The sequence below is a fragment of the Lysobacter sp. Soil_N_23 genome, from assembly GCF_057656135.1.
Genome location: NZ_JBDGKY010000015.1, coordinates 41,931 through 64,955, shown reverse-complemented (window position 1 = coordinate 64,955; position 23,025 = coordinate 41,931). Strand labels below are relative to the sequence as shown.

Annotated in this window: 19 protein-coding genes and 1 riboswitch; of the genes, 10 read left to right on the top strand and 9 right to left on the bottom strand. The window is 68.1% G+C overall.

The annotated features are described in order from the left end of the window. Positions 1 to 29 precede the first annotated feature (29 nt). The 4 genes from AC3A3X_RS12420 (at position 30) to AC3A3X_RS12405 (ending at position 5,856) form a co-directional block, all read left to right on the top strand. A complete protein-coding gene (locus AC3A3X_RS12420) occupies positions 30 to 1,040 on the top strand; it encodes a ribonucleotide-diphosphate reductase subunit beta (RefSeq protein WP_487583334.1) in 1,011 nt (336 codons plus the stop codon). Positions 1,041 to 1,122: 82 nt separating this feature from the next. After that, positions 1,123 to 1,488, top strand: a complete 366-nt coding sequence (locus AC3A3X_RS12415) for an acyl-CoA thioesterase (protein WP_487583333.1) — start codon at positions 1,123 to 1,125, stop codon at positions 1,486 to 1,488. A gap of 74 nt (positions 1,489 to 1,562) precedes the next feature. Further along, a riboswitch (cobalamin riboswitch) is annotated at positions 1,563 to 1,743 on the top strand. Positions 1,744 to 1,929: 186 nt separating this feature from the next. Further along, entirely contained in the window at positions 1,930 to 4,206 is a 2,277-nt protein-coding gene (metE, locus tag AC3A3X_RS12410) for a 5-methyltetrahydropteroyltriglutamate--homocysteine S-methyltransferase (protein ID WP_487583332.1), read from the top strand. Positions 4,207 to 4,344: 138 nt separating this feature from the next. Then, complete coding sequence (locus AC3A3X_RS12405) at positions 4,345 to 5,856, top strand: glycosyltransferase family 39 protein (protein ID WP_487583331.1); 1,512 nt, start codon at positions 4,345 to 4,347, stop codon at positions 5,854 to 5,856. Here the strand turns inward: AC3A3X_RS12405 and AC3A3X_RS12400 are convergent. Together AC3A3X_RS12400 and gap are read right to left on the bottom strand one after the other, a co-directional pair. After that, positions 5,853 to 6,263: a group III truncated hemoglobin gene (locus tag AC3A3X_RS12400; protein ID WP_487583330.1), complete on the bottom strand. Its 411-nt coding sequence runs from the start codon at positions 6,261 to 6,263 to the stop codon at positions 5,853 to 5,855. The genes AC3A3X_RS12405 and AC3A3X_RS12400 overlap by 4 nt on opposite strands. A 512-nt stretch (positions 6,264 to 6,775) precedes the next feature. Continuing rightward, a complete protein-coding gene (gap, locus tag AC3A3X_RS12395) occupies positions 6,776 to 7,780 on the bottom strand; it encodes a type I glyceraldehyde-3-phosphate dehydrogenase (RefSeq protein ID WP_487583329.1) in 1,005 nt (334 codons plus the stop codon). 196 nt (positions 7,781 to 7,976) lie between these two features. On the opposite strand from gap, the gene AC3A3X_RS12390 reads away from it, so the two are divergent. The 6 genes from AC3A3X_RS12390 to AC3A3X_RS12365 all read left to right on the top strand — a co-directional run bounded on the left by AC3A3X_RS12390 (position 7,977) and on the right by AC3A3X_RS12365 (position 13,247). Beyond that, positions 7,977 to 8,600, top strand: coding sequence for an OmpW/AlkL family protein (locus tag AC3A3X_RS12390; RefSeq protein WP_487583328.1), 624 nt, complete (start codon positions 7,977 to 7,979; stop codon positions 8,598 to 8,600). Between the two features lie 84 nt (positions 8,601 to 8,684). Next, on the top strand, positions 8,685 to 9,488 hold the full coding sequence (locus AC3A3X_RS12385; RefSeq protein ID WP_487583327.1) for a S1/P1 nuclease: 804 nt from the start codon (positions 8,685 to 8,687) through the stop codon (positions 9,486 to 9,488). Between the two features lie 49 nt (positions 9,489 to 9,537). Next, positions 9,538 to 10,404 carry an MBL fold metallo-hydrolase gene (locus AC3A3X_RS12380; RefSeq protein ID WP_487583326.1) on the top strand — a complete coding sequence of 289 codons (867 nt, stop codon included), beginning with the start codon at positions 9,538 to 9,540 and terminating at the stop codon, positions 10,402 to 10,404. Positions 10,405 to 10,417: 13 nt separating this feature from the next. After that, positions 10,418 to 10,843 carry a YeeE/YedE family protein gene (locus tag AC3A3X_RS12375; protein ID WP_487583325.1) on the top strand — a complete coding sequence of 142 codons (426 nt, stop codon included), beginning with the start codon at positions 10,418 to 10,420 and terminating at the stop codon, positions 10,841 to 10,843. Then, positions 10,840 to 11,253: a DUF6691 family protein gene (locus tag AC3A3X_RS12370; RefSeq protein WP_487583324.1), complete on the top strand. Its 414-nt coding sequence runs from the start codon at positions 10,840 to 10,842 to the stop codon at positions 11,251 to 11,253. Before AC3A3X_RS12375 ends, AC3A3X_RS12370 begins: the two co-directional genes overlap by 4 nt. Positions 11,254 to 11,300: 47 nt before the next feature. After that, a complete protein-coding gene (locus AC3A3X_RS12365; RefSeq protein WP_487583323.1) occupies positions 11,301 to 13,247 on the top strand; it encodes an acetyl-CoA hydrolase/transferase C-terminal domain-containing protein in 1,947 nt (648 codons plus the stop codon). 334 nt (positions 13,248 to 13,581) lie between these two features. On the opposite strand, the gene tkt is transcribed toward AC3A3X_RS12365, so the two are convergent. The 7 genes from tkt to AC3A3X_RS12330 form a co-directional block, all read right to left on the bottom strand. After that, the gene (gene tkt, locus AC3A3X_RS12360) at positions 13,582 to 15,573 is read right to left on the bottom strand and encodes a transketolase (RefSeq protein ID WP_487583322.1); all 1,992 of its coding nucleotides are present in this window, start codon (positions 15,571 to 15,573) and stop codon (positions 13,582 to 13,584) included. A gap of 169 nt (positions 15,574 to 15,742) precedes the next feature. Next, positions 15,743 to 17,059 (bottom strand): dicarboxylate/amino acid:cation symporter, encoded by a 1,317-nt coding sequence (locus AC3A3X_RS12355; RefSeq protein WP_487583321.1) that lies wholly within the window; start codon positions 17,057 to 17,059, stop codon positions 15,743 to 15,745. A 60-nt stretch (positions 17,060 to 17,119) separates the two neighbouring features. Next, positions 17,120 to 18,841 carry a BatD family protein gene (locus AC3A3X_RS12350; protein WP_487583320.1) on the bottom strand — a complete coding sequence of 574 codons (1,722 nt, stop codon included), beginning with the start codon at positions 18,839 to 18,841 and terminating at the stop codon, positions 17,120 to 17,122. Further along, a complete protein-coding gene (locus tag AC3A3X_RS12345; protein WP_487583319.1) occupies positions 18,838 to 20,580 on the bottom strand; it encodes a tetratricopeptide repeat protein in 1,743 nt (580 codons plus the stop codon). Before AC3A3X_RS12345 ends, AC3A3X_RS12350 begins: the two co-directional genes overlap by 4 nt. After that, a complete protein-coding gene (locus AC3A3X_RS12340; RefSeq protein ID WP_487583318.1) occupies positions 20,577 to 21,593 on the bottom strand; it encodes a vWA domain-containing protein in 1,017 nt (338 codons plus the stop codon). Before AC3A3X_RS12340 ends, AC3A3X_RS12345 begins: the two co-directional genes overlap by 4 nt. Next, positions 21,590 to 22,066: a DUF4381 family protein gene (locus AC3A3X_RS12335; protein ID WP_487583382.1), complete on the bottom strand. Its 477-nt coding sequence runs from the start codon at positions 22,064 to 22,066 to the stop codon at positions 21,590 to 21,592. The genes AC3A3X_RS12340 and AC3A3X_RS12335 overlap by 4 nt, the downstream gene beginning before the upstream one ends. After that, complete coding sequence (locus AC3A3X_RS12330; RefSeq protein WP_487583317.1) at positions 22,066 to 23,016, bottom strand: DUF58 domain-containing protein; 951 nt, start codon at positions 23,014 to 23,016, stop codon at positions 22,066 to 22,068. Before AC3A3X_RS12330 ends, AC3A3X_RS12335 begins: the two co-directional genes overlap by 1 nt. Positions 23,017 to 23,025 lie beyond the last annotated feature (9 nt).

Genomic DNA, 23,025 nt, shown 5'->3' with positions numbered 1-23,025 from the left:
TGAAGGGCAAGGTCCACCGAGGCAACACCATGTCCGACACCCGCCTGCTCGACCCCGGCTTCGACCTCACCCTGCGGCCAATGCGCTACCCGCAGTTCTACGAGATGTACCGCGACGCGATCCGCAACACCTGGACCGTGGAAGAGGTCGATTTCTCGCTCGACGTCAACGACCTCAAGCACAAGCTCGGACCGGCCGAGCGCCACCTGATCGAGCGCCTGGTGGCCTTCTTCGCCACCGGCGACAGCATCGTCGCCAACAACCTGGTGCTTAACCTGTACCAGCACATCAACGCGCCCGAGGCGCGCATGTACCTGTCGCGGCAGCTGTACGAGGAAGCGCTGCACGTGCAGTTCTACCTGACCCTGCTCGACACCTACCTGCCCGACCCGGTCGCGCGCGCCAAGGCGTTCGATGCGGTGCAGAACATTCCCTCGATCCGCGCCAAGGCCGAGTTCTGCTTCAAGTGGATCGATTCGATCCAGGACATCCGGCGCATCGAAACCGCGGAGCAGCGTCGCCAGTTCCTGCTCAACCTGATCTGCTTCGCCTGCTGCATCGAAGGCCTGTTCTTCTTCGCCGCCTTCGCCTACGTCTACTACCTGCGTTCGCGCGGCCTGCTGCACGGCCTGGCGTCGGGCACCAACTGGGTGTTCCGCGACGAGAGCTGCCACATGGCCTTCGCCTTCGAAGTGATCCGCACCGCGCGCAGCGAGCAGCCGGAACTGTTCGACGACGAGTTGCAGCGCCAGGTCGTGCAGATGCTGGAGGAAGCAGTGGAGTGCGAGATGCAGTTCGCCCAGGACGTGCTGTCGGGCGGCGTCGCCGGCCTCTCGCCCAAGGACATGCGCCAGTACCTGCAGTACTGCGCCGACCAGCGCCTGGCGCAACTGGGCATGCCGCGCCATTTCGGCGCGACCAATCCGTTCGCGTTCATGGACCTGCAGGACGTGCAGGAAGTGACCAACTTCTTCGAGCGGCGCGTCTCGGCCTACCAGGTGGGCGTGCAGGGCGAGGTCGCCTTCGATGCCGCGTTCTGACGCGGCTTCGCTCCCTCTCCCGCGCGCGGGAGAGGGCCGGGGTGAGGGCAAGGCCGCGCCCGCGCCCCCCACCGAAGCCCGCATGACCGAAATAGTCTTCCCCGACCACACCAACCACCTCGGCACCCTGTTCGGCGGCCAGGCCCTGGCGTGGATGGACAAGGCCGCCTTCGTCGCCGCCTCGCGCTATGCGCGCAGCACGGTGGTCACCGCACGATCGGAACAGATCGACTTCCACGTCGCCGTGCCCAAGGGCGCGCTGGTCGAACTGGTCGCGCGCGTGGTCGCCACCGGACGCAGTTCGCTGCAGGTGGAAGTCGACATGTACCGCGAGGACCTGATGACCGGCGACACGCAACTGGCCACGCGCGGCCGCTTCACCATGGTCGCGCTCGACCTGCACGGCCAGCCGACACCGGTCCCCGCGCTGAAGCCATTCGACGATTGACGCCTCCTGCCTGCAGGGCTAACGTAGCGGCGTCGTGGTGATCATCGCTTCATAAAGATGGAGCGATGTGACAAGTACCGCCGGGCAACCGGCGGCGCCAGAGGGAATCCGGTACGGACGCCAGTCCAATTCCGGAGCTGCCCCGCAGCGGTATATGGGAACGACCGCCATCCATGCACTGGGCGCTGAGCCCGGGAAGCGATGGTCAGTAGATGAGGACCTGGTGTCCTCGCGCCCACAAGCCCGAAGACCTGCCCCGACCGGAGGGTACGCCCTCCGCCCGACCCCCGACCGCACGGCTCGCGCCGCGCGGCCGGTTCGCCCGCGGGGGCGAAGGTCGAAGGCAGGTCCCGGTCCCGACGCCGCTTGCGGCAGCGGGCGCGTGCCCATGCCCTCCTTCGTTGCCCTGCGTCATGCATAACGCATCGCAGGTACATCACCATGATCCAGGTAACCCATCTCGGCTTCTCGCGCATCGGCGCGCGACGCGAACTCAAGCAGGCCCTCGAATCGTTCTGGAAAGGCCAGACGACATCGGCGGACCTTCACGCAACCGCACGCGAACTGCGTGCCCGGCACTGGCAGCTGTCACGCGATGCCGGCGTCGACGTCGTTCCCTGCAACGACTTCTCCCTGTACGACCACGTGCTCGACACCGCGGTCCTGTTCGACGCCATCCCGCCCTCGCACCGCGACGTGTTCGAGGCAGACCCGCTGGCGGGCTATTTCGCCCTCGCCCGCGGCCTGCAGGACAGCCAGCACGACCTCCACGCGCTGGAGATGACCAAGTGGTTCGACAGCAATTACCACTACCTCGTGCCGCAGTTCCAGGTCGACCAGACGTTCCGCCTGCGCGGCGACAAGCCGCTGGCCGAACTGCGTGAAGCCCAGGCGCTGGGGCTGGAGGCGCGCCCGGTGCTGCTCGGCCCGGTGTCGTTCCTCAAGCTGGGCAAGCGTGAAGATGGCGGCTGCCCGCTGGAACTGCTCGACTCGCTGCTGCCGGCCTATGTGCAACTGCTGCAGCAGTTGAAGAGCGCCGGTGCATCGTGGGTGCAGATCGACGAACCCTGCCTGGTACTCGACCTGGGCGACGCCGACCGCGACGCCTATCGTCGGGCCTTCGCCGCACTGGCCGCGGCCGACGTTCCGCAGATCCTGCTCGCCACCTACTTCGGCGATCTGGGCGACAACCTGGAGCTGGTCGCCGGGCTGCCGGTCGGCGCACTGCACATTGATCTTGCACGCGCGCCGCAGCAGCTCGGGCGCGTACTGGCAGCGTGGCCGGCCGAGCGATCGCTGAGCCTCGGCATCGTCGATGGGCGCAACGTGTGGCGCACCAACCTCGATGCGGCGCTGGCGCTTGTACGCACGGCTGGACCGCGCGTGCGATGGCTGGCGCCCTCGTGCTCCCTGCTGCACGTGCCGATCGACCTGGAGCTCGAGCGCAAGCTGCCACAGCCCCTGCGCGGCGGCATGGCGTTCGCGCGCCAGAAGCTGGAAGAGCTGCGACTGCTCGCCGATGCCCACGCTGACAATGCAGCCGCGGCGACAGCGATCTCCACCGCACAGGCGGCCCGCGCCGCACATCGCAACGCGCCGGAACTGCGCAACGCAGGTGTGCGCTCGCGGATGGCCGACCTTGTGCCGGCGATGAGCCGGCGCATCACCCCCTATCCGCAGCGCGCGCGACTGCAGCACGAGCGCCTGTCACTGCCGCCGCTGCCGATCACCACGATCGGTTCGTTCCCGCAGCTGTCGCTGGTGCGCAAGGCACGCGCCGACCACAAGGCCGGCAAGCTCGATGACGCCGGCTACCGCCAGTTCCTGGAGCGCGAGATCGACAACTGCCTGCGCGAACAGGAAGCCATCGGCCTGGACGTGCTGGTGCACGGCGAGTTCGAACGCAACGACATGGTCGAGTACTTCGGCGAGCAGCTCGACGGCTTCGCCTTCACTTCCCACGGCTGGGTGCAAAGCTACGGCTCGCGCTGCGTGAAGCCGCCGGTGCTGTACGGCGACGTCAGCCGGCCGCGCGCGATGACCGTGGAGTGGACCTCCTACGCGCAGTCGCGCACGCAGTATCCGGTGAAGGGCATGCTGACCGGGCCGGTCACCATCCTGCAGTGGTCGTTCGTGCGCGACGACCAGCCGCGCGCCGACACCTGCCGGCAGATCGCGCTGGCCCTGCGCGATGAAGTGCTGGAGCTGGAAGCGGCCGGCATCGCCATCATCCAGATCGACGAACCGGCCTTGCGCGAAGGCCTGCCGTTGCGACGCGAGGACTGGCCGCACTACCTGGCCTGGGCAGTGGAGGCGTTCGGCCTGGCCGCCGGTGCGGTGGCCGACACCACCCAGATCCACACCCACATGTGCTACGCCGAGTTCAACGACATCATCGACGCGGTCGCCGCGCTCGATGCCGACGTGATCTCGATCGAGACCTCGCGCTCGCGGATGGAACTGCTCGATGCCTTCGCCAGGTTCCGCTACCCCAACGGCATCGGCCCGGGCGTGTATGACATCCACGCCCCGCGCGTGCCGTCGCCGGCGGAGATCGGCGAACTGCTGGACAAGGCGTTGCAGGTGATCCCGGCGGCGCAGCTGTGGGTCAACCCGGACTGCGGCCTGAAGACGCGCGCCTGGCCGGAAGTGCGCAAAGCGCTGAGCGCGATGGTCCAGGCCACGCGCGAACTGCGCCTGGGGCTGGCCACGGCCTGACAGCGATGGAGCCGCCCGCCCGGCACCACGGGCGGGCGGCCTGCGACACACCCTTGCATCCGGCTCCATTGCATCCGGGCCGGACGCAGGCCTAAATAGCCGAAATCCTTGACGGGAATCGTCGCTGCCATGTCGCCAATGCGCTTACCCCGCAGCCATGTCGTCTGGCTCGCCCTGATCGCGATCGCGCTGTTCGTCCTGCGGCTCTTCAGCAACCAGCACTATGGCTTCCATCGCGACGAGCTGGCGCTGCTCGACGATGCGCGCAGCCTGGCCTGGGGCTACGTCGCCTACCCGCCGCTGACGCCGGCACTGGCGCGGATCTCGCTGGAGCTGTTCGGCGATTCGCTCAGCGGCTTCCGTGTGTTCGCGGCGCTGGCGCAAAGCATCGCCGCCGTGCTCGCCGGCCTGATTGCGCGCGAGATGGGCGGCACCCGCGCCACGCAGATAGTCGCTGCGCTGTTCGCCGCACTGGCGCCGTTCTCGATGGTCGCCGGCGGGCTGATGCAGTACGTCAGCATCGACTACCTGTGGTGGGTGCTGCTGGCCTGGCTGGTGCTGCGACTGGTCAACAGCGGCGACGCGCGGTGGTGGCTGGCGATCGGCGCGGTCATCGGCCTGGGCATGCTGACCAAGTACACGATGGTGTTCTTCGTCGCCGGGATAGTGGTGGCGACGCTGGCAACGCCGCTGCGCGCGCACCTGCGCAGCCGCTGGCTGTGGCTCGGTGCGGTGCTGTCGCTGCTGCTGTTCCTGCCCAATGCACTGTGGCAGTGGCGGTACGACTTCATCTCGCTGGATTTCCTGCAGTCGATCCATGCGCGCGATGTGCGCATCGGCCGTACCAAGGACTTCCTGATCGAGCAGCTGTACGGCAACGCTGGGCTCATGGCCCTGCCAGTCTGGTTGGCCGGGCTGGCGTGGCTGGTGCTGTCCAAGGCAGGCCGGCGCTACGCGGTGGTCGCATGGATGTACCTGGTACCGCTGCTGCTGTTCGTGCTCGCCCAAGGCCGCTCCTACTACCTGGCCGGCGCCTATCCGATGCTGCTTGCGGCCGGTTGCGTCGCGATCGAGCAGTTCCTGCACCGGCAGGGTCCGTTGCGCGCAGGCTACGCGCTCACCGGCACCGCCCTGCTGACCGTGTGGGTCGTGGCGATGGCCATAGGCAGCGGATTGATCGGCCTGCAGTTTGCCAAAGTCAATTCAACCGGCTGGCGAATCAGCCGGGCGGCGCACGACAACTTCGCCGAGCAGATCGGATGGCCGGAGCTGGTGGAGGAAGTCGCGCGCATCTACCACGAACTGCCGCCAGCCGAGCGCGAGCACACCGCGGTGTTCACCAACAACTACGGCGAGGCCGGGGCAATCAACCTGTATGGACCGAAGCTGGGATTGCCGATGGCGATCAGTCCGGTCAATTCGTACTGGTACAAGGGCTATGGTGCGACGCCGCCGCAGACGGTGATAGTGCTCGGCGATTCACCCGCGGACATCGCCGATGCACCGGCCCATTGCGTGTTCGCCGGTCGGGTCCGCAATCGCTACAACGTGCCTAATGAGGAAACGCGCGACCACCCCGACATCTTCATTTGCCGCGACCTGCGCATTCCGTGGCAGCAGGCGTGGCCGAAGATGCAGAAGTTCGGTTAGGCGCTTCCGGCAATGGGTACGCCGAGCGGCAGGGCGCCCTTGCGTTCCTGCAGGCCGAGGCCGTAGCGCAGGCTGTAGCCGATCTTGCTGGCGTGTTCGCAGGCCAGCGCGGCGTGCTCGGGTGCAAGCAGCGACTCCGCGGTCTTCTGCCACAGCGACAGCCATTGGTCGAAATGCTCGGGGCGGATCGGGTGTGGCCGATGCGCGGCCATGGGCTGGCCGCGGTAGCTGCGCGTGCCGAGCAGGACCGACGACCAGAACGACGTCAGCAGCCGCTTGTGCTCGGGCCAGTCGTCGATGGCGGCATTGAAGACGGGGCCGAGTTCCGGATGGACGCGGACCTGCTCGTAGAAGCGGTCTACGAGGGTCGCCAGCTGTTGCTCGTCAAGCTGTCTGGATTCGCTCATTGCGGCCATAGCTGGGGGCGTTCCGTTCGGAAAACAAGGTGAGCCGCGCCTTGCTGGCGGAGAACCGAAGCAACGTCCATGGGTTCCCGCCTTCGCGGGAATGACGAGCATCAGAGCAACGACGCTGGGTCCCCGCCTTCGCGGGGATGACGGTCTTCTTTAGCCCCTCTCCCGCTTGCGGGAGAGGGGTTGGGGTGAGGGCCCCCGAAGACCATGCAACGAAACTACGAAGCGTCGTCCGCCGGGCCGGGGATTGCGCAGCAGCGGGCCATGGATGGCCCGCGCCCCGCATTCGGACAGGATGTCCGACCAAGGGGCGGAGCAATCCCCGGCCCGGCGGACGACGCCGCTCCGCAGACGCAAGCCCGACACGCAACACGCAAAAGCACCAGCAGGTCCCTCACTACGTTCGGGACGACAAGCACCGAGAGCCTTCACGCAGGGGCAGGGAGAACCAAAAAAACAAGGCCGGCAAAATGCCGGCCTTGTCCGTGATGCAGCAGGTGCGCGCCTTACTTGCCGGCGACAACCTTGACCATCTCGAGGCACTTGTTCGAGTAGCCCCACTCGTTGTCGTACCAGCTGACCAGCTTGACGAAGGTGCCGTCGAGCGCGATGCCGGCTTCGGCGTCGAAGATCGAGGTGCGCACGTCGCCGCGGAAGTCGGTCGCCACGACCTTGTCCTCGGTGTAGCCCAGGATGCCCTTGAGCGCGCCTTCCGACTGCGCCTTCATCTCCGCGCAGATCTCGGCGTAGGTCGCCGGCTTTTCCAGCTCGACCGTCAGATCGACCACCGACACGTCAGAAGTCGGCACACGGAAGGCCATGCCCGTGAGCTTCTTGTTGAGCTCCGGGATCACCACGCCAACGGCCTTGGCCGCACCGGTGCTGGACGGAATGATGTTCTCCAGGATGCCGCGGCCGCCGCGCCAGTCCTTGTTGGACGGACCATCGACGGTCTTCTGCGTCGCCGTGGCAGCGTGCACCGTGGTCATCAGGCCGCGCTTGATACCCCACTTGTCATTGACGACCTTGGCAATCGGCGCCAGGCAGTTGGTGGTGCACGAAGCGTTGGAAACGATCGCCTCGCCGTTGTACTTGGTGTGGTTCACACCGTAGACGAACATCGGCGTGTCGTCCTTCGACGGCGCCGACAGCACGACCTTCTTCGCGCCGGCATCGAGATGCTTCTGCGCGGTGACCTTGTCGAGGAACAGACCGGTGGATTCGATGACGACGTCGGCGCCGACTTCATCCCACTTCAAGTTGGCCGGATCGCGCTCCTGGGTCAGGCGGATCTTCTTGCCGTTGACCAGCAGCGTGTTGCCCTCGACCTTCACGTCGCCCTTGAAGCGGCCGTGGACGGAATCGTAGCTGAGCATGTAGGCCAGGTAGTCCGGCTCCAGCAGGTCGTTGATGGCGACGATCTCGATCTCGCCATTGAAGTTCTGCACGGCCGAGCGCAGCACGTTGCGCCCGATGCGGCCGAAGCCGTTGATACCCACCTTGATGGTCATAGCTGGAAAACTCCTGCGGCCGCGCCCGGCGCGGCGGATGGACGGGGAACGCCCATTCTAACAGGCCCGCCCGCGGGCCCGGGATGAAAGGGTCACCGCGGCTCAAGGGCGACTTGATCAGGGGCGACTTGATCCGGATCAAGCGCGTCCGCAGGCTCCTGCAGACACTGGAGCCCTCCTACAACGAGGCTCCCCCATGCACAAGCCGCTTCTGTCCTGCGCCGTCGCACTCGCCCTCGGCAGCGCCGCCCTCCCCGCCCTGGCCCAGTCCGCCGGCGACTGGACCCTGGGCGTCGGCGTCCACGCCGTCGACCCCAAGTCGGACAACGGCCGCCTGGCCGGCGGAACCCTCGACGTCGACGTCGACCGCGACTTCAAGCCGAGCCTGACCTTCGAATACTTCGTGCGCGACAACCTCGGCGTGGAAGTCCTCGCCGCCTGGCCGTTCGAGCACGACATCAACATCGTCGGCCTGGGCCGGGTCGGCAGCACCAAGGAGCTACCGCCTACAGTCTCGCTGCAGTACCACTTCAACGGCCAAGGCAAGATCTCGCCGTTCGTGGGCGCGAGCATCAACTACACCGCGTTCTTCAGCGAGGACACCACGGGTGCGCTGGCCGGCAGCAAGCTCAAGCTCGACGACTCCTGGGGCCTGGCGGCGCATGCCGGCGTCGACTTTGCGGTCGGGCAACGCGGCGCGATCCGTATCGACGCACGCTGGATCGACATCGATACCGATGTCGCCCTCGACGGCGCCAGGCTGGGCACGGTCGCGATCGACCCGATCGTCTACGGCGCTGCCTACGTCATGAAGTTCTGATCATGGCGTTCCGGGGCCGCGTTTCAGCCGCGAACACCCCGCCACGCAAAGGAGTGTCATCGCAGGTCGGCTAAAGTGCGCGCCATGATCAGAGCCCTCACCGCCTTCCTGCTTGTCCTCAGCCTCCTGCCCGCCCCCGCTGCCGCGTGGGGCCGGCTCGGCCATCGCCTGGTCGCGTCGCTGGCCTGGGACGGGATGACCCCGGCTGCCCGCGCAGCCGCCCTGCAACTGCTCGAAGGCGAACCGGAGCCGACCCTGGCCGGCATCGCCAACTGGGCCGACGACCTGCGCGAGAACGACCCCGACCTGGGCAAGCGCACCGGCAAGTGGCATTACGTCAACATCGCCGAGGACGGCTGCGTCTACGAGCAGCCGCGTCATTGCCGCAACGGCGACTGCGTGGTCGAGGCGATCCGCGCGCAGACCGCGATCCTCGCCGACACGAAGCGACCGAAGGCGGAACGGCTGCAGGCGCTGAAGTTCGTCGTCCATTTCGTCGGTGATGTCCACCAGCCGCTGCATGCCGGTTATGGCCACGACAAGGGCGGCAACGACTTCCAGGTGAGCCTCGACGGTAGCGGTAGCAACCTGCATTCGCTGTGGGACAGCGGCATGCTCAAGGACACCGGTCTGGACGAGCCGTCCTACCTGCAACGCCTGCGCGCGATGCCGGCGGCGACGCCGACGGCCGGCAAGCCCCTGCCGCCGCAGTCCGCGGCCTGGGCCGAAGCCTCCTGTGCGATCGTCAGGCGCCCGGGTTTCTATCCGGCCCGCGCGAAGATCGGCCCGGACTACCTGCTGGCATGGCGCCCCGTGGCCGAGGCGCAGCTGCGGCTTGCCGGCGCCGAGCTCGCGGCGACCCTCAACGCAGCGCTTGCCCGACGCTAAGGCCCATACCGGCCTAGACTGCCGGCACGGTTCCACCCCGGACAAGACGATGAAACCCCAGGTCCAGCCGTTCTTCCACGCCGACAGCAACACCTGGAGCTACGTCGTGCACGAACCCGCCGGGCAGGCCGCGGTGGTGATCGACGCGGTCCTGGATTTCGATGCCAAGGCCGGGCGCACCTCGACGACGTCGGCGCAGCAGCTGCTCGACTACGTGCGCGATCACGACCTGCAGGTGCAGTGGATCCTGGAAACACACGCACACGCCGACCACCTCAGCGGCGGCCACTGGCTCAAGGCGCAGTGGCCGCAGGCCAGGCTGGCGATCGGCGAAGGCATCCGCAAGGTGCAGGAAACCTTTCGCCCGATCTTCAACCTCGGCGAGCACTTCCCGGTCGATGGTTCGCAGTTCGATCACCTGTTCGAGGACGGCGAACTGTTCCGCATCGGCACGCTCGAAGCGCGCGTGACTGCCGTGCCGGGGCATACGTGCGACAGCTGCGCGTACCTGATCGGCGATGCGCTGTTCACCGGCGACTCGCTGTTCATGCCCGATGCCGGCACGGCACGCTGCGACTTCCCCGGCGGTGATGCGCGCACGCTGTTCCGCTCGATACGGCATCTGTTCCACACCCTGCCCGACGACACCCGCGTATTCGTCTGCCACGACTACGGCCCCGGCGGTCGCGAAGTGGCGTGCGAAACCACGATCGGCGCGCAGAAGCGCAGCAACATCCATGTCCGCGAAGGTACCGGGGAAGACGCGTTCGTCGCCCTGCGCGAGACCCGCGATGCGACGCTGGCGATGCCGGCGCTGATCCTGCCCGCGGTGCAGGCCAACATCCGCGCCGGCGCGTTGCCCGCACCGGAGGACAACGGCGTGCGCTACCTCAAGATTCCACTCGACCAGCTTTGATCGGCCCGTCCAGATGCCAACCCAGTTCACCCCTGTTTCGGCCCTGATCGGCGGCGCCCTGATCGGCTTGGCCGCCACTTGGCTGCTGCTCGCACTGGGCCGCATCGCCGGCATTAGCGGCATCCTCAATAGCACCGTCGACGGTGATACCGGTCGCGGCTGGCGGATCGCATTCCTGGTCGCGCTTGTTGCCGCCGCAGGCGCATGGTTCGCCTGGTCCGGCTCGCCCGGCCGCAACGGCTTTCCGTTGCCCTGGCTGCTCGCCGGCGGCCTGCTGGTCGGCTTCGGCACGCGCCTGGGCAACGGCTGCACCAGCGGGCACGGCATCTGCGGACTGGCTCGGCTGTCGAAACGCTCGCTGCTGGCGGTGCTGGTGTTCATGGGTGCGGGCTTCTTCACCGTCTACCTGCTGCGTCATGTGATCGGAGGTGTGGCATGAGACTGATCGTCCACGGCGCGATCGCCGGCGCGCTGTTCGGCCTGGGTCTGGCGGTGTCGGGCATGACCGACCCGGACAAGGTCCTGAACTTCCTCGACCTGGCCGGGCATTGGGATCCTTCGCTGGCGCTGGTGATGGGCGGCGCACTGGCCGTGGCATTGCCGGGTTTCGCCTGGGTGCGACGCCGCGGCCGCACGTTGTCGGACGCTCCGTTGCCGGCGCCACCGGCGCCGACGATAGACCGCCGCTTGCTGCTAGGCAGCGCGCTGTTCGGCGTCGGCTGGGGCATCGCCGGCTACTGCCCCGGCCCGGCCCTTGCCAACCTCGCGCACGGCACGCTGGAATCGGCTGTATTCGTCGGCGCGCTGCTGGCAGGCTCGCAACTGGCCCGTCTGGTGGCGCGCAGGTGAGGCTTCTTCTTGGCAACGCCTACACACGCAGCGCATAGGCTGTTGCCATGAGTGAACGCCCCGCCCCCACCCTGTTCGACTCGCTCGACTCCGCGGTCGAGTTTCTGCTCACTGTCCGCCACGGCCCGCTGCATGTGGGCGCACCGCTGGGATTGGGCAAACCGCATCGCCTGCTCAACGCGCTGTATGCGCGGATCGAGAAGGATCCATCGCGCCCCCTGCATCTGTACACCGCGCTGTCACTGGATCCGCCCGGCGGCGGCAAGGGCCTGGAAGACCGCTTCATCAAGCCGTTCACGCAACGCCATTTCGGCGACGACTTCCCGCGCTTGGCCTATGTGCAGGCGGCCAAGCGAGATGCGTTGCCATCGCACATCAAGATTGAGGAGTTCTACCTGCAGTCTGGCGCGATGCTCGGCTCGACGCAGGTGCAGCGGCGCTATGCCAGCCTCAACTACACCCACGTCGCGCGCGCCCTCGCCGATCGCGGCCTCAACGCCATCGTGCAGAAGGTGGCACGCTCGGCGGACGGCAGCCGGATGTCGCTGTCGTGCAACACCGACCTCACCTTCGATGCGCTCGACGCAATCGCCGCACGCGGCCTGCCGCGGCCGCTGCTGATCGCCGAAGTCGACCCGGAACTGCCCTGGCTCGGAGGCAGCGCGGAAGTCGATGCCGGATTCTTCGACGCGATCGTGCAACCGCCCGGCCCCTACCCGAAGCTGTTCGGATTGCCGCGCCAGCCGGTCAGCGACGTCGACTACGCGATCGGCTTCCACGCCAGCACCCTGGTGCGCGACGGCGGCACGCTGCAGATCGGCATCGGCGCGCTGGCCGACGCGTTGTGCCACGCCCTGGTATTGCGCCACACCGACAACGCGGCCTATCGCGCGGTGCTGCGTGCCCTTGGCTCGGCGCAGGCCGAAGACCCGGCGCTGGCGCCGTTCGCGCAGGGCCTGTACGGCTGCAGCGAGATGATCAACGAAGGCTTCCGCCGCCTGGTGGAGGTCGGCGTGTTGTCGCGCAAGGTCGTCGACGATCGCGGGTTGATGCAACGCATCGCCGACGGCCATGCCAGTGCACAAGACCTGGAGCGACTGCAGCACGAAGGCGAGTTCCTGCACGGCGCCTTCTACCTGGGCTCACCGGATTTCTACCAGTGGCTGCGCGAGCTGAGCGACGAGGAGCGTCGCGGCATCGGCATGAAGCGCGTCGGCGAGGTCAATGAACTCTACGGCGGCGACGAGACCCTGGAGCGCCTGCAGCGTCGCGACGCCCGCTTCTTCAATACCTGCATGATGGCGACCGCACTGGGAGCGGCGGTGTCGGATGCGCTCGAGGACGGTCGAGTCGTCTCCGGCGTCGGCGGCCAGTACAACTTCGTCGCCATGGCGCACGCGCTGCCCGACGCGCGCTCGGTGCTGTTGCTGCGCGCCAGCCGCGAATCCAGTGGCGCGACCACCTCCAACATCGTCTGGAACTACGGCCATACGACGATCCCGCGTCACCTGCGAGACATCTACATCACCGAGTACGGCGTCGCCGACGTGCGCGGCCGCAGCGACGAGGACTGCATCATGGCGATGGCGGCGATCTGCGACGCGCGCTTCCAGCAGCCGCTGCTGGAGACCGCGCGCGGCGCTGGCAAGGTGCGCCGTGATTTCGTCCTGCCCGCACACGCTGCCGGCAACACCGCGCAGTCGCTGCAGGCTGCGCTGCGACCGTACCGCCGCAACGGCACCCTGCCCGACTATCCGCTGGGCAGCGACTTTACCGACGTCGAGCAGCGGCTGGTAAAGGCGCTGGGATGGCTGAAGGCGAATACGGCGACGCGCTCGGGCAAGTTGCGCACGCTGTGGCGTGCTCTTTCGGCGCGGGAAACCGACCGGGAGGCGCTGGAGCGCATGGGCCTGGCAGCGCCTTCCAACCTCGGTGAGCGGATCGAGGCGCGCCTGTTGAATCTGGGGCTGGTGCAGACTGCGAGTGAGTGTTGAGGCGCGAGCAGCAGGGGAAGAGCAACGTCCATGGGTTCCCGCATTCGCGGGAATGACGGGCATGGAGCAACGACGCTGGGTCCCCGCCTTCGTGGGGATGACGGTCTTCTTTAGCCCCTCTCCCGTTTACGGGAGAGGGGTTGGGGTGAGGGCCGCCGAAGACCACGCAACGAATTGCCGAAGCGTCGTCCGCAGACGCAAGCCCAATCCGCAACAGCGAGCACCAGCAGGTCCCTCACTGCGTTCGGGACGACGGGCAATCACCTGCTGTCGAGCCAAAAAAGAAGCGGCCGAAGCCGCTTCTTTCAACCCCCCGCGATCGCAGCGGAAAAGATCAACCCAGCGCGCGCGCCGCCTCGACCACCTTGTCGACCGTGAACCCGAACTCCGGGAACAGCTTCTCCGCCGGAGCCGACGCACCAAAATCGTCGATGCCGATCACCGCACCGTCCAGGCCGACGTACTTGTGCCAGAAGCCGGTCACGCCGGCCTCGATCGCCACACGCTTGCGGCAATCGCGCGGCAGCACCGACTCGCGGTACTCCGCGTCCTGACGATCGAACACGTTGGTCGACGGCATCGACACCACGCGCACCTTGTCGCCGAGCTGCGCCGCCGCATCCATCGCCAGGCCCACTTCCGAACCGGTCGCGATCAGGATGACCTCCGGCGCGCCATTGGAATCCTTCAGCACATAACCACCGCGGGCGATATCGGCCACCTGCTGCTCGTTGCGCTGCTGATGGGCCAGGTTCTGGCGCGAGAAGATCAGGCAGCTCGGGCCATCGTCGCGCAGGATCGCCGCCTTCCAGCAAGCCGCCGACTCGACCGCATCGCACGGACGCCACAGATCGTTGTGCGGGATGTAGCGCAGCGACGCCATGTGCTCGATCGGCTGGTGGGTCGGACCGTCCTCGCCCAGGCCAATGGAGTCATGCGTGTAGACGTGGATCGCGTGCGCGCCCATCAGCGCGCTCATGCGCACGGCATTGCGCGCGTAGTCGCTGAACACCAGGAAGGTGGCGTCGTACGGAATGAAGCACTCGTGCAGGCCCAGGCCGTTGCTGATCGCGGTCATCGCGAACTCGCGCACGCCGTAGTAAATGTAGTTGGCGTTGGGATCGTCGCTGGCGACCGACTTGCTTCCCTTCCACAGGGTCAGGTTGGAATGCGCCAGGTCGGCCGAACCACCGATCAGCTCCGGCAGCAACGGCGCGAACGTCTCGATCGCCATCTGCGAAGCCTTGCGCGAAGCGATCACCGGACCTTCGGCCTGGAGCTTGGCGATGTAGGCATCGGCGGCCTCGACGAAGCCTTCCGGCAGCGCGCCGCTGGCGCGACGGGTCAGCTCGGCGGCCAGTTCCGGGTACTGGCTCTTGTAGGCGGCGAACAGCTGGTTCCATTCCGCCTCGCGCTGCACACCGGTGCTGCGCACGCGCCAGCCGTCGTAGATCGCTTCGGGAATCTCGAACGGACCGTACTCCCAGCCCAGCGCCTGGCGCGTGGCGACGACTTCGTCCTTGCCCAGCGGCGCGCCGTGCGAGGATTCCTTGCCGGCCTTGGCAGGCGAGCCGAAGCCAATGGTGGTGCGGCAGCAGATCAGGGTCGGCTTGTCGGTCGACTTCAGCGCGGTCTCGATCGCGGTCTTGATCTCCGCGGCATCCTGGCCATTGACGCCACGCACGACGTTCCAGCCATAGGCCTCGAAGCGCGCCGGCGTGTTGTCGGTGAACCAGCCGTCGGTGTTGCCGTCGATGGAGATCTTGTTGTCGTCCCAGAACGCGACCAGTTTGTGCAGGCCCCAGGTGCCGGCCAGCGACGCGGCCTCGTGCGAGATGCCCTCCATCAGGCAGCCGTCGCCCATGAACACCCAGGTGCGGTTGTCGACGATCTTGTGATCGGGTTTGTTGAAGCGCTGCGCCAGCAGCTTCTCGGCGAGCGCCATGCCGACGGCATTGGCAAAGCCCTGGCCGAGCGGGCCGGTGGTGGTCTCGATGCCCGGCGTCATGAAGTTTTCCGGATGGCCCGGAGTCTTCGAGTTGAGCTGGCGGAAATTCTTCAGCTCGTCGATCGACAGGTCGTAACCCGACAGGTGCAGCAGCGCGTACTGCAGCATCGAACCGTGGCCGTTGGACAGCACGAAGCGGTCGCGGTTGAACCAGTTCGGGTTGCTCGGGTTATGGCTGAGGTAGTCGTTCCACAGCACTTCGGCGATATCGGCCATGCCCATCGGCATGCCGGGGTGGCCGGAGTTGGCGGCCTGCACGGCGTCGATGGCAAGGAAGCGGATGGCGTTGGCTAGTTCGCGGCGGCTGGGCGTCGTCATGGCGTCGGGGCGGGTCTTCGGCTGCGGGGAGGGGCCCTTGCGCGAGACCTGGCGGTCGAAGCCGGGCCGGGCGGGCCCGCCATTGTCCCATTGACTCGCCGCCCTGTCGCCCCGGCTCGCGGCCGGGGGCAGGAAAAGGACAGGGAGGGCCTGCCCCCCTGCCGGAGACCTAGGCCGTGGCCGGTTCGGCCGGCACTTCCGCCGGCTCGCCTCGCGAGACCACCGTGGCGAGCATCAGGTCGCCGGTGACATTGAGCGTCGTCCGGCACATGTCGAGGAAGCGGTCGACGCCCAGGATCAGGCCGATGCCCTCCGGCGGCACCCCGACCATGCCGCAGATCAGCGCCACCACCGGCAGCGAGCCGGCCGGCACGCCGGCAGTGCCGATGCCGCCGAGGATGCAGACGAACATCACCGTGGCCTGCTGCACCAGGGTCAGCTCGACCCCGAAGAACTGCGCCAGGAACAGCACCGTCACGCCCTCGAACAGCGCCGTGCCGTTCTGGTTGGCGGTGGCGCCCACGGTCAGCACGAAGCGCGAGACCCGGCGCGGCAGGCCGAGCTGCTCGTCGGCCACGCGCAACGCGGTCGGCAGGGTGGCGTTGGACGAGGCCGTGGAGAAGGCCATCACCATCGCTTCCTGTACACCCTTGAAGAACTTCCTGGGCGAGTAACCGCCGGCGAACTTCAGCACCAGCGAATAGACCACGAACATGTGCAGCGCCAATGCCAGCACCACCACGCCGACGTAGGCGCCCAGGCTCCCGAGCAGCTCCCAGCCGAACAGCACCGCCAGGTTGAACATGAAGCAGAACACCGCGTACGGCGCCAGCTTGATGACCATCCCGATCAGCGTCATCGACACCTCGAACAGGCCTTCGATGCCGCGCTGCAGGGTTTCGGTGGCCTTGGTGCGGGTCAGCACCAGGCCGATGCCGAGCATCAGGGCGAAGAACATCACCGCCAGGATGGTGTTGTCGGCGGCGGCCTTGACGATGTTGTCGGGGACGATCGCGACCAGCATGTCCAGGCCCTTGGGCTGGGCATGGGTGCTGCCGACGATGGCGCTGGCGCGCTCGGAGCCTTCGCTGAGCAGTTGCTGCGCGCGTGCAGGATCGACGCCGGCACCAGGTTGCAGCCAGTTCACCAGCAGCAGTCCGAGGATGACCGCGATGCCGGAGACGACCACCGTGTAGCCCAGCGTGCGCCAGCCGATGCGGCCCAGCGCACGCACGTCGCCCATTTCGGCGACGCCAATGACCAGCGCCGAGAACAGCAACGGGATCACCAGCATGAAGATCAGGCGCAGGAACAGCGTGCCGGCGGGCTGGGTCACGTAGGTCGTGAACGTCTTGACCCAACCTGCATCGGCACCGACCCCGTAGTGCACGACCAGGCCCAGCAGCAGGCCGGCGACGAAGCCGATCGCCATCTTCCAGTGCAGCGGCAGCTTGCCCTTGCCGGCGCTGGTGTTCGAATCACTCATCCTGCAACTCCTCGGGGAACCGCGCGAGCTTAGCAAACCGCCCGGCGGCGCCTTCCCCGCTCAACCGCGCAGTCGCCCGGACCGGTCGGGTGCAGGCGGGTACAACGGCGGCAATGGCGAAGGAGCGTCGACGGAGCGCTCGCGCCAGCGCGGACCGGATGCGAACGCCTTGCGCAGCTGCTGCCGTGCGGCGACGCCATCTCCGTCGCCCCAGCGCGCACGCTGGAGGGCCTCCACCGCCGCGCGCTGCTCGGCATCGGACAGACGGGCGAGTACCTCTTCCAGATCCTGCGCGCGTGGCCTCGCCGCCGCGCACAAGGCCTCGGCCACGTCGCCAAGCGCGCCGCGGTCGAGCGCCTGCTTGAGGTCGTTGCCGGTGGGCGCCTCGGTGTCAGTCGCAGGCGCGGCGGCCGCTGCCCGCGCATCGCCGCGGTGCAAGCCCCAGACCAGCGTGAACAGCCACAGGGCGGCGAACAGCAGCGTCGCCAGCACCCAAGCCTTGCCGGCGCCCGGAATCGCCAGCAGCGGCGAACCGGTGTCGGCAGCCGCGGTGTCAGCCGGCGCCGGCGAGGCCGTGGCGGGAGTTGCCGCTGCCGTCGCGGGCGCGGCACCCGCCAGCGCCGTCCAGGACAACGCCGGCAACGTGGCGGTGCGAACCGTGCCGGCGCGTACATCCCACCAGCTCATGCGCATGCCGGCCAGTTGGACCTTGCCCGTGCGCGAGGGCACCAGTGAGAAACGTCGGGTCAACTTTGCCCGCGGCCTGCCGTCGACAAAACGTTCGTCGGCCTGAACCGGTTCGGCGAACACCTGCACGCCATCGATCGCCGGCAACTGCAGTTCCGGCATCTGCACGGCGGTGGCGCCGTCGGCCACCGCCTCCACGACCAGGCTCGCCGCCGCGCCCGCGCGCAGTTCCTGCGGGGTCGACTGGTAACGCAGTTGCAGATCCTGCAAGGGCAGCCACGGCTGTGGCGCATCGTTGGGCACCGGTCGCACCTGCAGCGAGCGCGGTGCGGACTGCGCCTGCAGGGCGCCGCGATTGCTGCCGAACAGGTCGTCGAAGAAACCGCCGGCGCCGCGGCCCTCGAAGCTGGCCGGGGGTATCGTCAGCGTACCGCTGCGCTCGGGCACCAGCAGGTACCGGCGCTCGACCACGCTGTAGCGGCGACCACCGACGTCGCGCTGGTACTGGGCATCGTCACCGACACGCTGCAGCGAGGCGCCCTCCGGGGCGGGCTGGTCGAGCTGTCCCGATACCAGCGGCGCGGCGGAGTACAACCGCACGACCCAGCCGACGGACTGCTGCACGTACGGATCGTCGTCATCGGCCTGGCTTTCGATGAAGACGTCGTCGCCGGCACGGCCCGTCGCACGGCCGCCGTTGGGCGTGACCACCAGTGACAAGGGTTGCGTCTGTTCGCTGCCGAGGGCGAGCGCGGGCACGGTGAGCACGCCGTCGCGTCGCGGCCGCAACGCCACTGCATAGAGCAGACGCATGCTGTTGCGGCCGTTGATGCTTTCGAACTCGCGGCGACTGGTGTGGCCACTGACGGTGAAGTCCGTCTGCAGCGGTGCGTAGTCCGGCTCCGATGCCGCCGTCGAGGTCGTCTCGATGTTGAGCGTGACCGTTTCGCCCAGGGCGATGCGGTCGCGGTCGAGCCAGGCGCGGGTCTGCGCCGATGCCGCCAGGCTCGCGGTCGACAACAACAGCCAGGCGGCCAGACGCAACAGCATGCGCGCCGACGGGAATCGAAGTTTCTTGTCTGCGATGGCACTCATTGCGGTCCCTGGCCCTCGGTCAGACGGCGCTCCTGCTCGATCCGGAATTTCTCGCGCAACAGGCTGCCCGGGTCATCGGGCACGCGCCGCAACCAGGCCTCGTTGGCCAGGCGCTGCTCGCGCTGCTGCGGGGTTTCGTTGGCCTGCCCGGCGCGACGCTGCGCTTCCTGCTGGCCGTTGCGTTGTTGTTGCTGCAACGCGCGCTGCATGCGCTCGCGCTGGGCGGCGTCGGCATCGCGCTGGGACTGGGCATCGGCGGGCTTGCTCGTTTGCTGCTGCGACTGTTGCTGCGTCTGTGCGGGTTTTCGCTGCTGCTCCTGGCCCTTGCCCGCCTGCTGCGAGGGATTGCCCTTTGCATCCTGCGATGGCTGCGACTGACCGGGCTTCGACTGGCCTGAATTCGAGTCGTTCTTCGACTTTGACAATTGCTGCCGTTTCATCGCTGCCTCGACCGCCCGCTTGTTGGCGATCGCGTCGTCCATGCCGGGTTGTCGCTTCAGTGCTTCGTCGTAGGCGGCAATCGCTTGCGGGTACTGACCGGCCTTGGCCAATGCGTTGCCGCGGTTGTAATGGGCGTCGGCATCGTGGGCATCGCCGTAGAGTTTCGCGGCCTCGGCGAAATCGCCACGCCGGTAGGCCTGCGACGCCTGCTCCATGCGTGCATGCTCGACCTGGTCGGCGCGACGCCACAACTCCGCTGACATTGCCCGCGAGCCAGGCCAGAGCAGGCAAAGCGGCAACAACAACATCACGGCGCGACGCCGGAACGCGAACAGCGCCAGCAACAGCAACGGCGGCAGCAGCCAGTAGCCCTGGTCCTGCCAGGCCATGCCCTTGCCGCGGGCAATGGCGGCATCGTCCTGCCGCGGATCGAGGATGCCCAGCGCCCTGAGGTCGTCGTCGCCTTCCGCCAGCGCGGTGTATCTGCCGTCGCCGGCGGCCGCCAGCGCGCGCAGCGTTGCGGCATCCAGGCGCGCCTGGCCGAAGCTGCCGTCACTGCGGCGATAAGGCGCCCCGGCAGCGCTGCCGATGCCCAGGGCGAACACGCTGTAACCCTGCCTGGCGGCACGGGCGGCGGCATCGCGCGCGGGCTCGTCGGCCTGCGCGGTGAGCAGGACGATGTCGCCGCGATCGAAGCGGGCGCGCTTGAGCAGTTGCGCCGACCAGTCGATGGCGCGATCGGCGCGCTGGCCGTCGACCGGCATCACGTCCGGCGCCAGCGCATCGAGGAACAACGCAACGTTGGCCGTGTCTTCGGTCAACGGTGCGACCGTGAAGGCATCGCCGGCGTAGGCGACCAGCGCCACCTGCCCGCCGGCGCGCTCGCGCAGCAGCGTGGAGATCTTTGCGCGCGATTGCGCCAGTCGCGATGGCGGCACGTCCGCGGCCGTGGCCGCGCTCGACAGATCCAGGGCAATCACCAGCGGCGCCCGGCTTTCCCACAACGGTTGCGCGACCTGGCGCCAACTCGGTCCGGCCAGTGCCAGCACCGCGACCGCATACGCCAGTGCAGCCAGTCCGCTCGCCCAGCGCGCACGCGCATCACCGCGCTGCGCCAGCAGGTGCGGCAACAGGTGCGCATCGACGGCGTCGTGCCAGACGCTGGCGCGATGCCGCCGCCATCGCCACAACCATGCCAGCAGCGGCAGCGCCAGCAATGCCCACAGCCACTGCGGGCGCAGAAGGTGCAGCGCGGCCATGTCGAGCGCGGTGATGTCGAGCGCGACGGGCAGGTTCATGCCAGCCTCCGCCGCGGCCATGCGAAGGCGAGCAAGGCGCAGGCAAAGGCCGCCGACAGCGGCCAGTGATAGCGCTCGATGCGCGGGCGCAGCGCCTGCCCCGGTTGCCGGACCGGTTCGATCCGGTCGATCTCGGCGTAGATGTCGACCAGCTGCGAGGTATCGCGGGCGCGGAAGAAGCGACCGCCGGTGGTCTTGGCTATCGCACGCAGGCCGGCCTCGTCGATTTCATCGCCGGCGCCCGGCATCGGCATGGGCACGCCGAACAGCGACATCGAGCCTTCGCCGCCGAAGGCGATGGTGTGCACGCGCACCCCTTCGGCACGCGCGATCTGCGCGGCCTTGGCCGGGTCGAGGAGACCGGCGGTGTTGACGCCGTCGGTGAGCAGCACGAGCACGCGCTGCTCGGCCGGTCGTGCCTGCAGGCGCTTGACCGCCAGGGCGATGGCATCGCCGATGGCGGTTTCCTGCCCGGCCAGGCCGATGACGCTGTCGTTGAGCTGTTCGCGGACGGAATCGAGGTCGAGCGTGAGCGGCGTCAGCGCATAGGCGCGACGACCGAACACGATCAAGCCGATGCGGTCGCCGCCGCGACGATCGAGGAAATCGGCGAGTACCGCCTTGGCGGCGGTGAGACGATCGACGGTGCGCCCGCCCAGGTCCATGTCCGGCTCGCGCATGCTCGCCGACAGGTCCAGCGCCAGCATCAGGTCGCGCGCGGCCTGCGGCGGTTGCACGGCTTCGCCCAGCTGTTGCGGCCGCGCCGCGGCCACGCACAGCAGTATCCAGCCCAGCCAGGCCAGCGCGCCGGCACTGCCGCCGAAGCCGCGACGACCGGCCGCGGCGACACGCTGCAGGCGCTCGCCGTAGGGCACGTGCAATGCGGCCACGCTGCCGCGCGCGGGCGGCAGCAACCATCGCGCCAGCCACGGCAGCGGCAGCGCGAGCAACCACCACGGCCAGGCGAAGGTATCGACCAGCCAGTGCCATGGGGCAAGCAGCGAATCGATCATTGCGCGCCCATCCATTGCAGGAAGCGGGCTCGTGCCAGCGTCCGCAGTGCTTGTACGTCAGCGGCGGCAACATCGCGCCGATAGCCTCCGTCGAGCAGCAGGCGGCCGTGGCCGCGACTGAACTCTTCGGTCGTCGCGGAACCTCGCCGCGACGACGTCTGCGCGTCCAGAAACGCCAGCCATGCCTCGCCCTGCAGGCGGTCGGCCCCGGCGTCACGACGGCGCGCGGCACGACGCAGCAGGTCCGACATCGCCGCCACCTGCGCGGCAGGTGAGCCGGCGGCGTCGACACTGCGATCGAACAATTCGGTGATCGCCTGACGTTGGCGGCTCCGCCGCCGCATGACCCATGCCACGGCCACGATCAACGCCAGCAGCACCGCCGCCAGCAACCACCATCCCGGTGCCGGCGGCCACCACGGCGGCGCCGGCAGCGAGTGGATGTCGCGCAGGACCAGCGCATTGCCACCCATCACGCCACCAGCGGCCGGTTGCGGCCCAGCAGTGGCAGCCACGATTCGCTGGCCATCTGCGTCGACAGCGCCTGCACGCGGACACCGGCAGCCGGGAGCTGCGCCAGCACCTGTTCCATCGGTCGCGCGAACTCGTTGCGCCAGGCCTGCCGCTGCGCGGCCGAGGCCAGGTCGAGTTCGATCCGTGTGTCGCGGCCCTGGGTGTCGTGACTCTGGAACGGCAAAGGCGATTTCGGCGGCGCGTCCTCGAATGGATCGGTCAACAGCAGCACGATCACTTCATGGTGCTGGGACAGTGCCGGCCAGCGTCGTTGCGCGATGGCTGCCACGCTTTGCGCATCGGCGAGCACCAGCAGTCGCGCACCGGGTCGCAGCAGTCGCTGCGCATGATCGAGGGCGACATCCAGTCCGGCATCGTCCGACGGTGGCTGCGAATACCAGCGCACCAGGGCATCGAGCACGCGCAGCGCACCGCGCGGCCCTGCCGCCGGCGCCACCGGCGCTTCGGCACGGCTGCCGCGCAGGGCAGCGATACGATCGCCGTCGCGCACGCCCGCCCACGCAGCGATTGCGCCCGCGCGCGCCGCCTGCACCGACTTGAAGCGAACGCGGGTGCCGAAGTACAGCGCCGGCGCGGTATCGGCGACGATCAGGCTGAGCCGCTCGCGCTCGGCCTGGAACAGTTTGGTATGGGCGCGACCGGTGCGCGCGGTCAGTCGCCAGTCGATGTGGCGTGCGTCGTCGCCGCTGGAGTATTCACGCGACTCGGCGTATTCCATGCCGCGGCCGCGCAGCGGCGACAGTGCATGCCCGCTCACGCCGAAGCGACCACGGCGTGCCTGGCCACGCGCGGTGACGACCGAACGCAGCGCCACCAGCTCCGCCAGCGATGGCGTTACGCCATTGCCCACGGCAACCGCGTCGTCGTCGCCATTGCGCATCGAAGTCATCGCATCCAC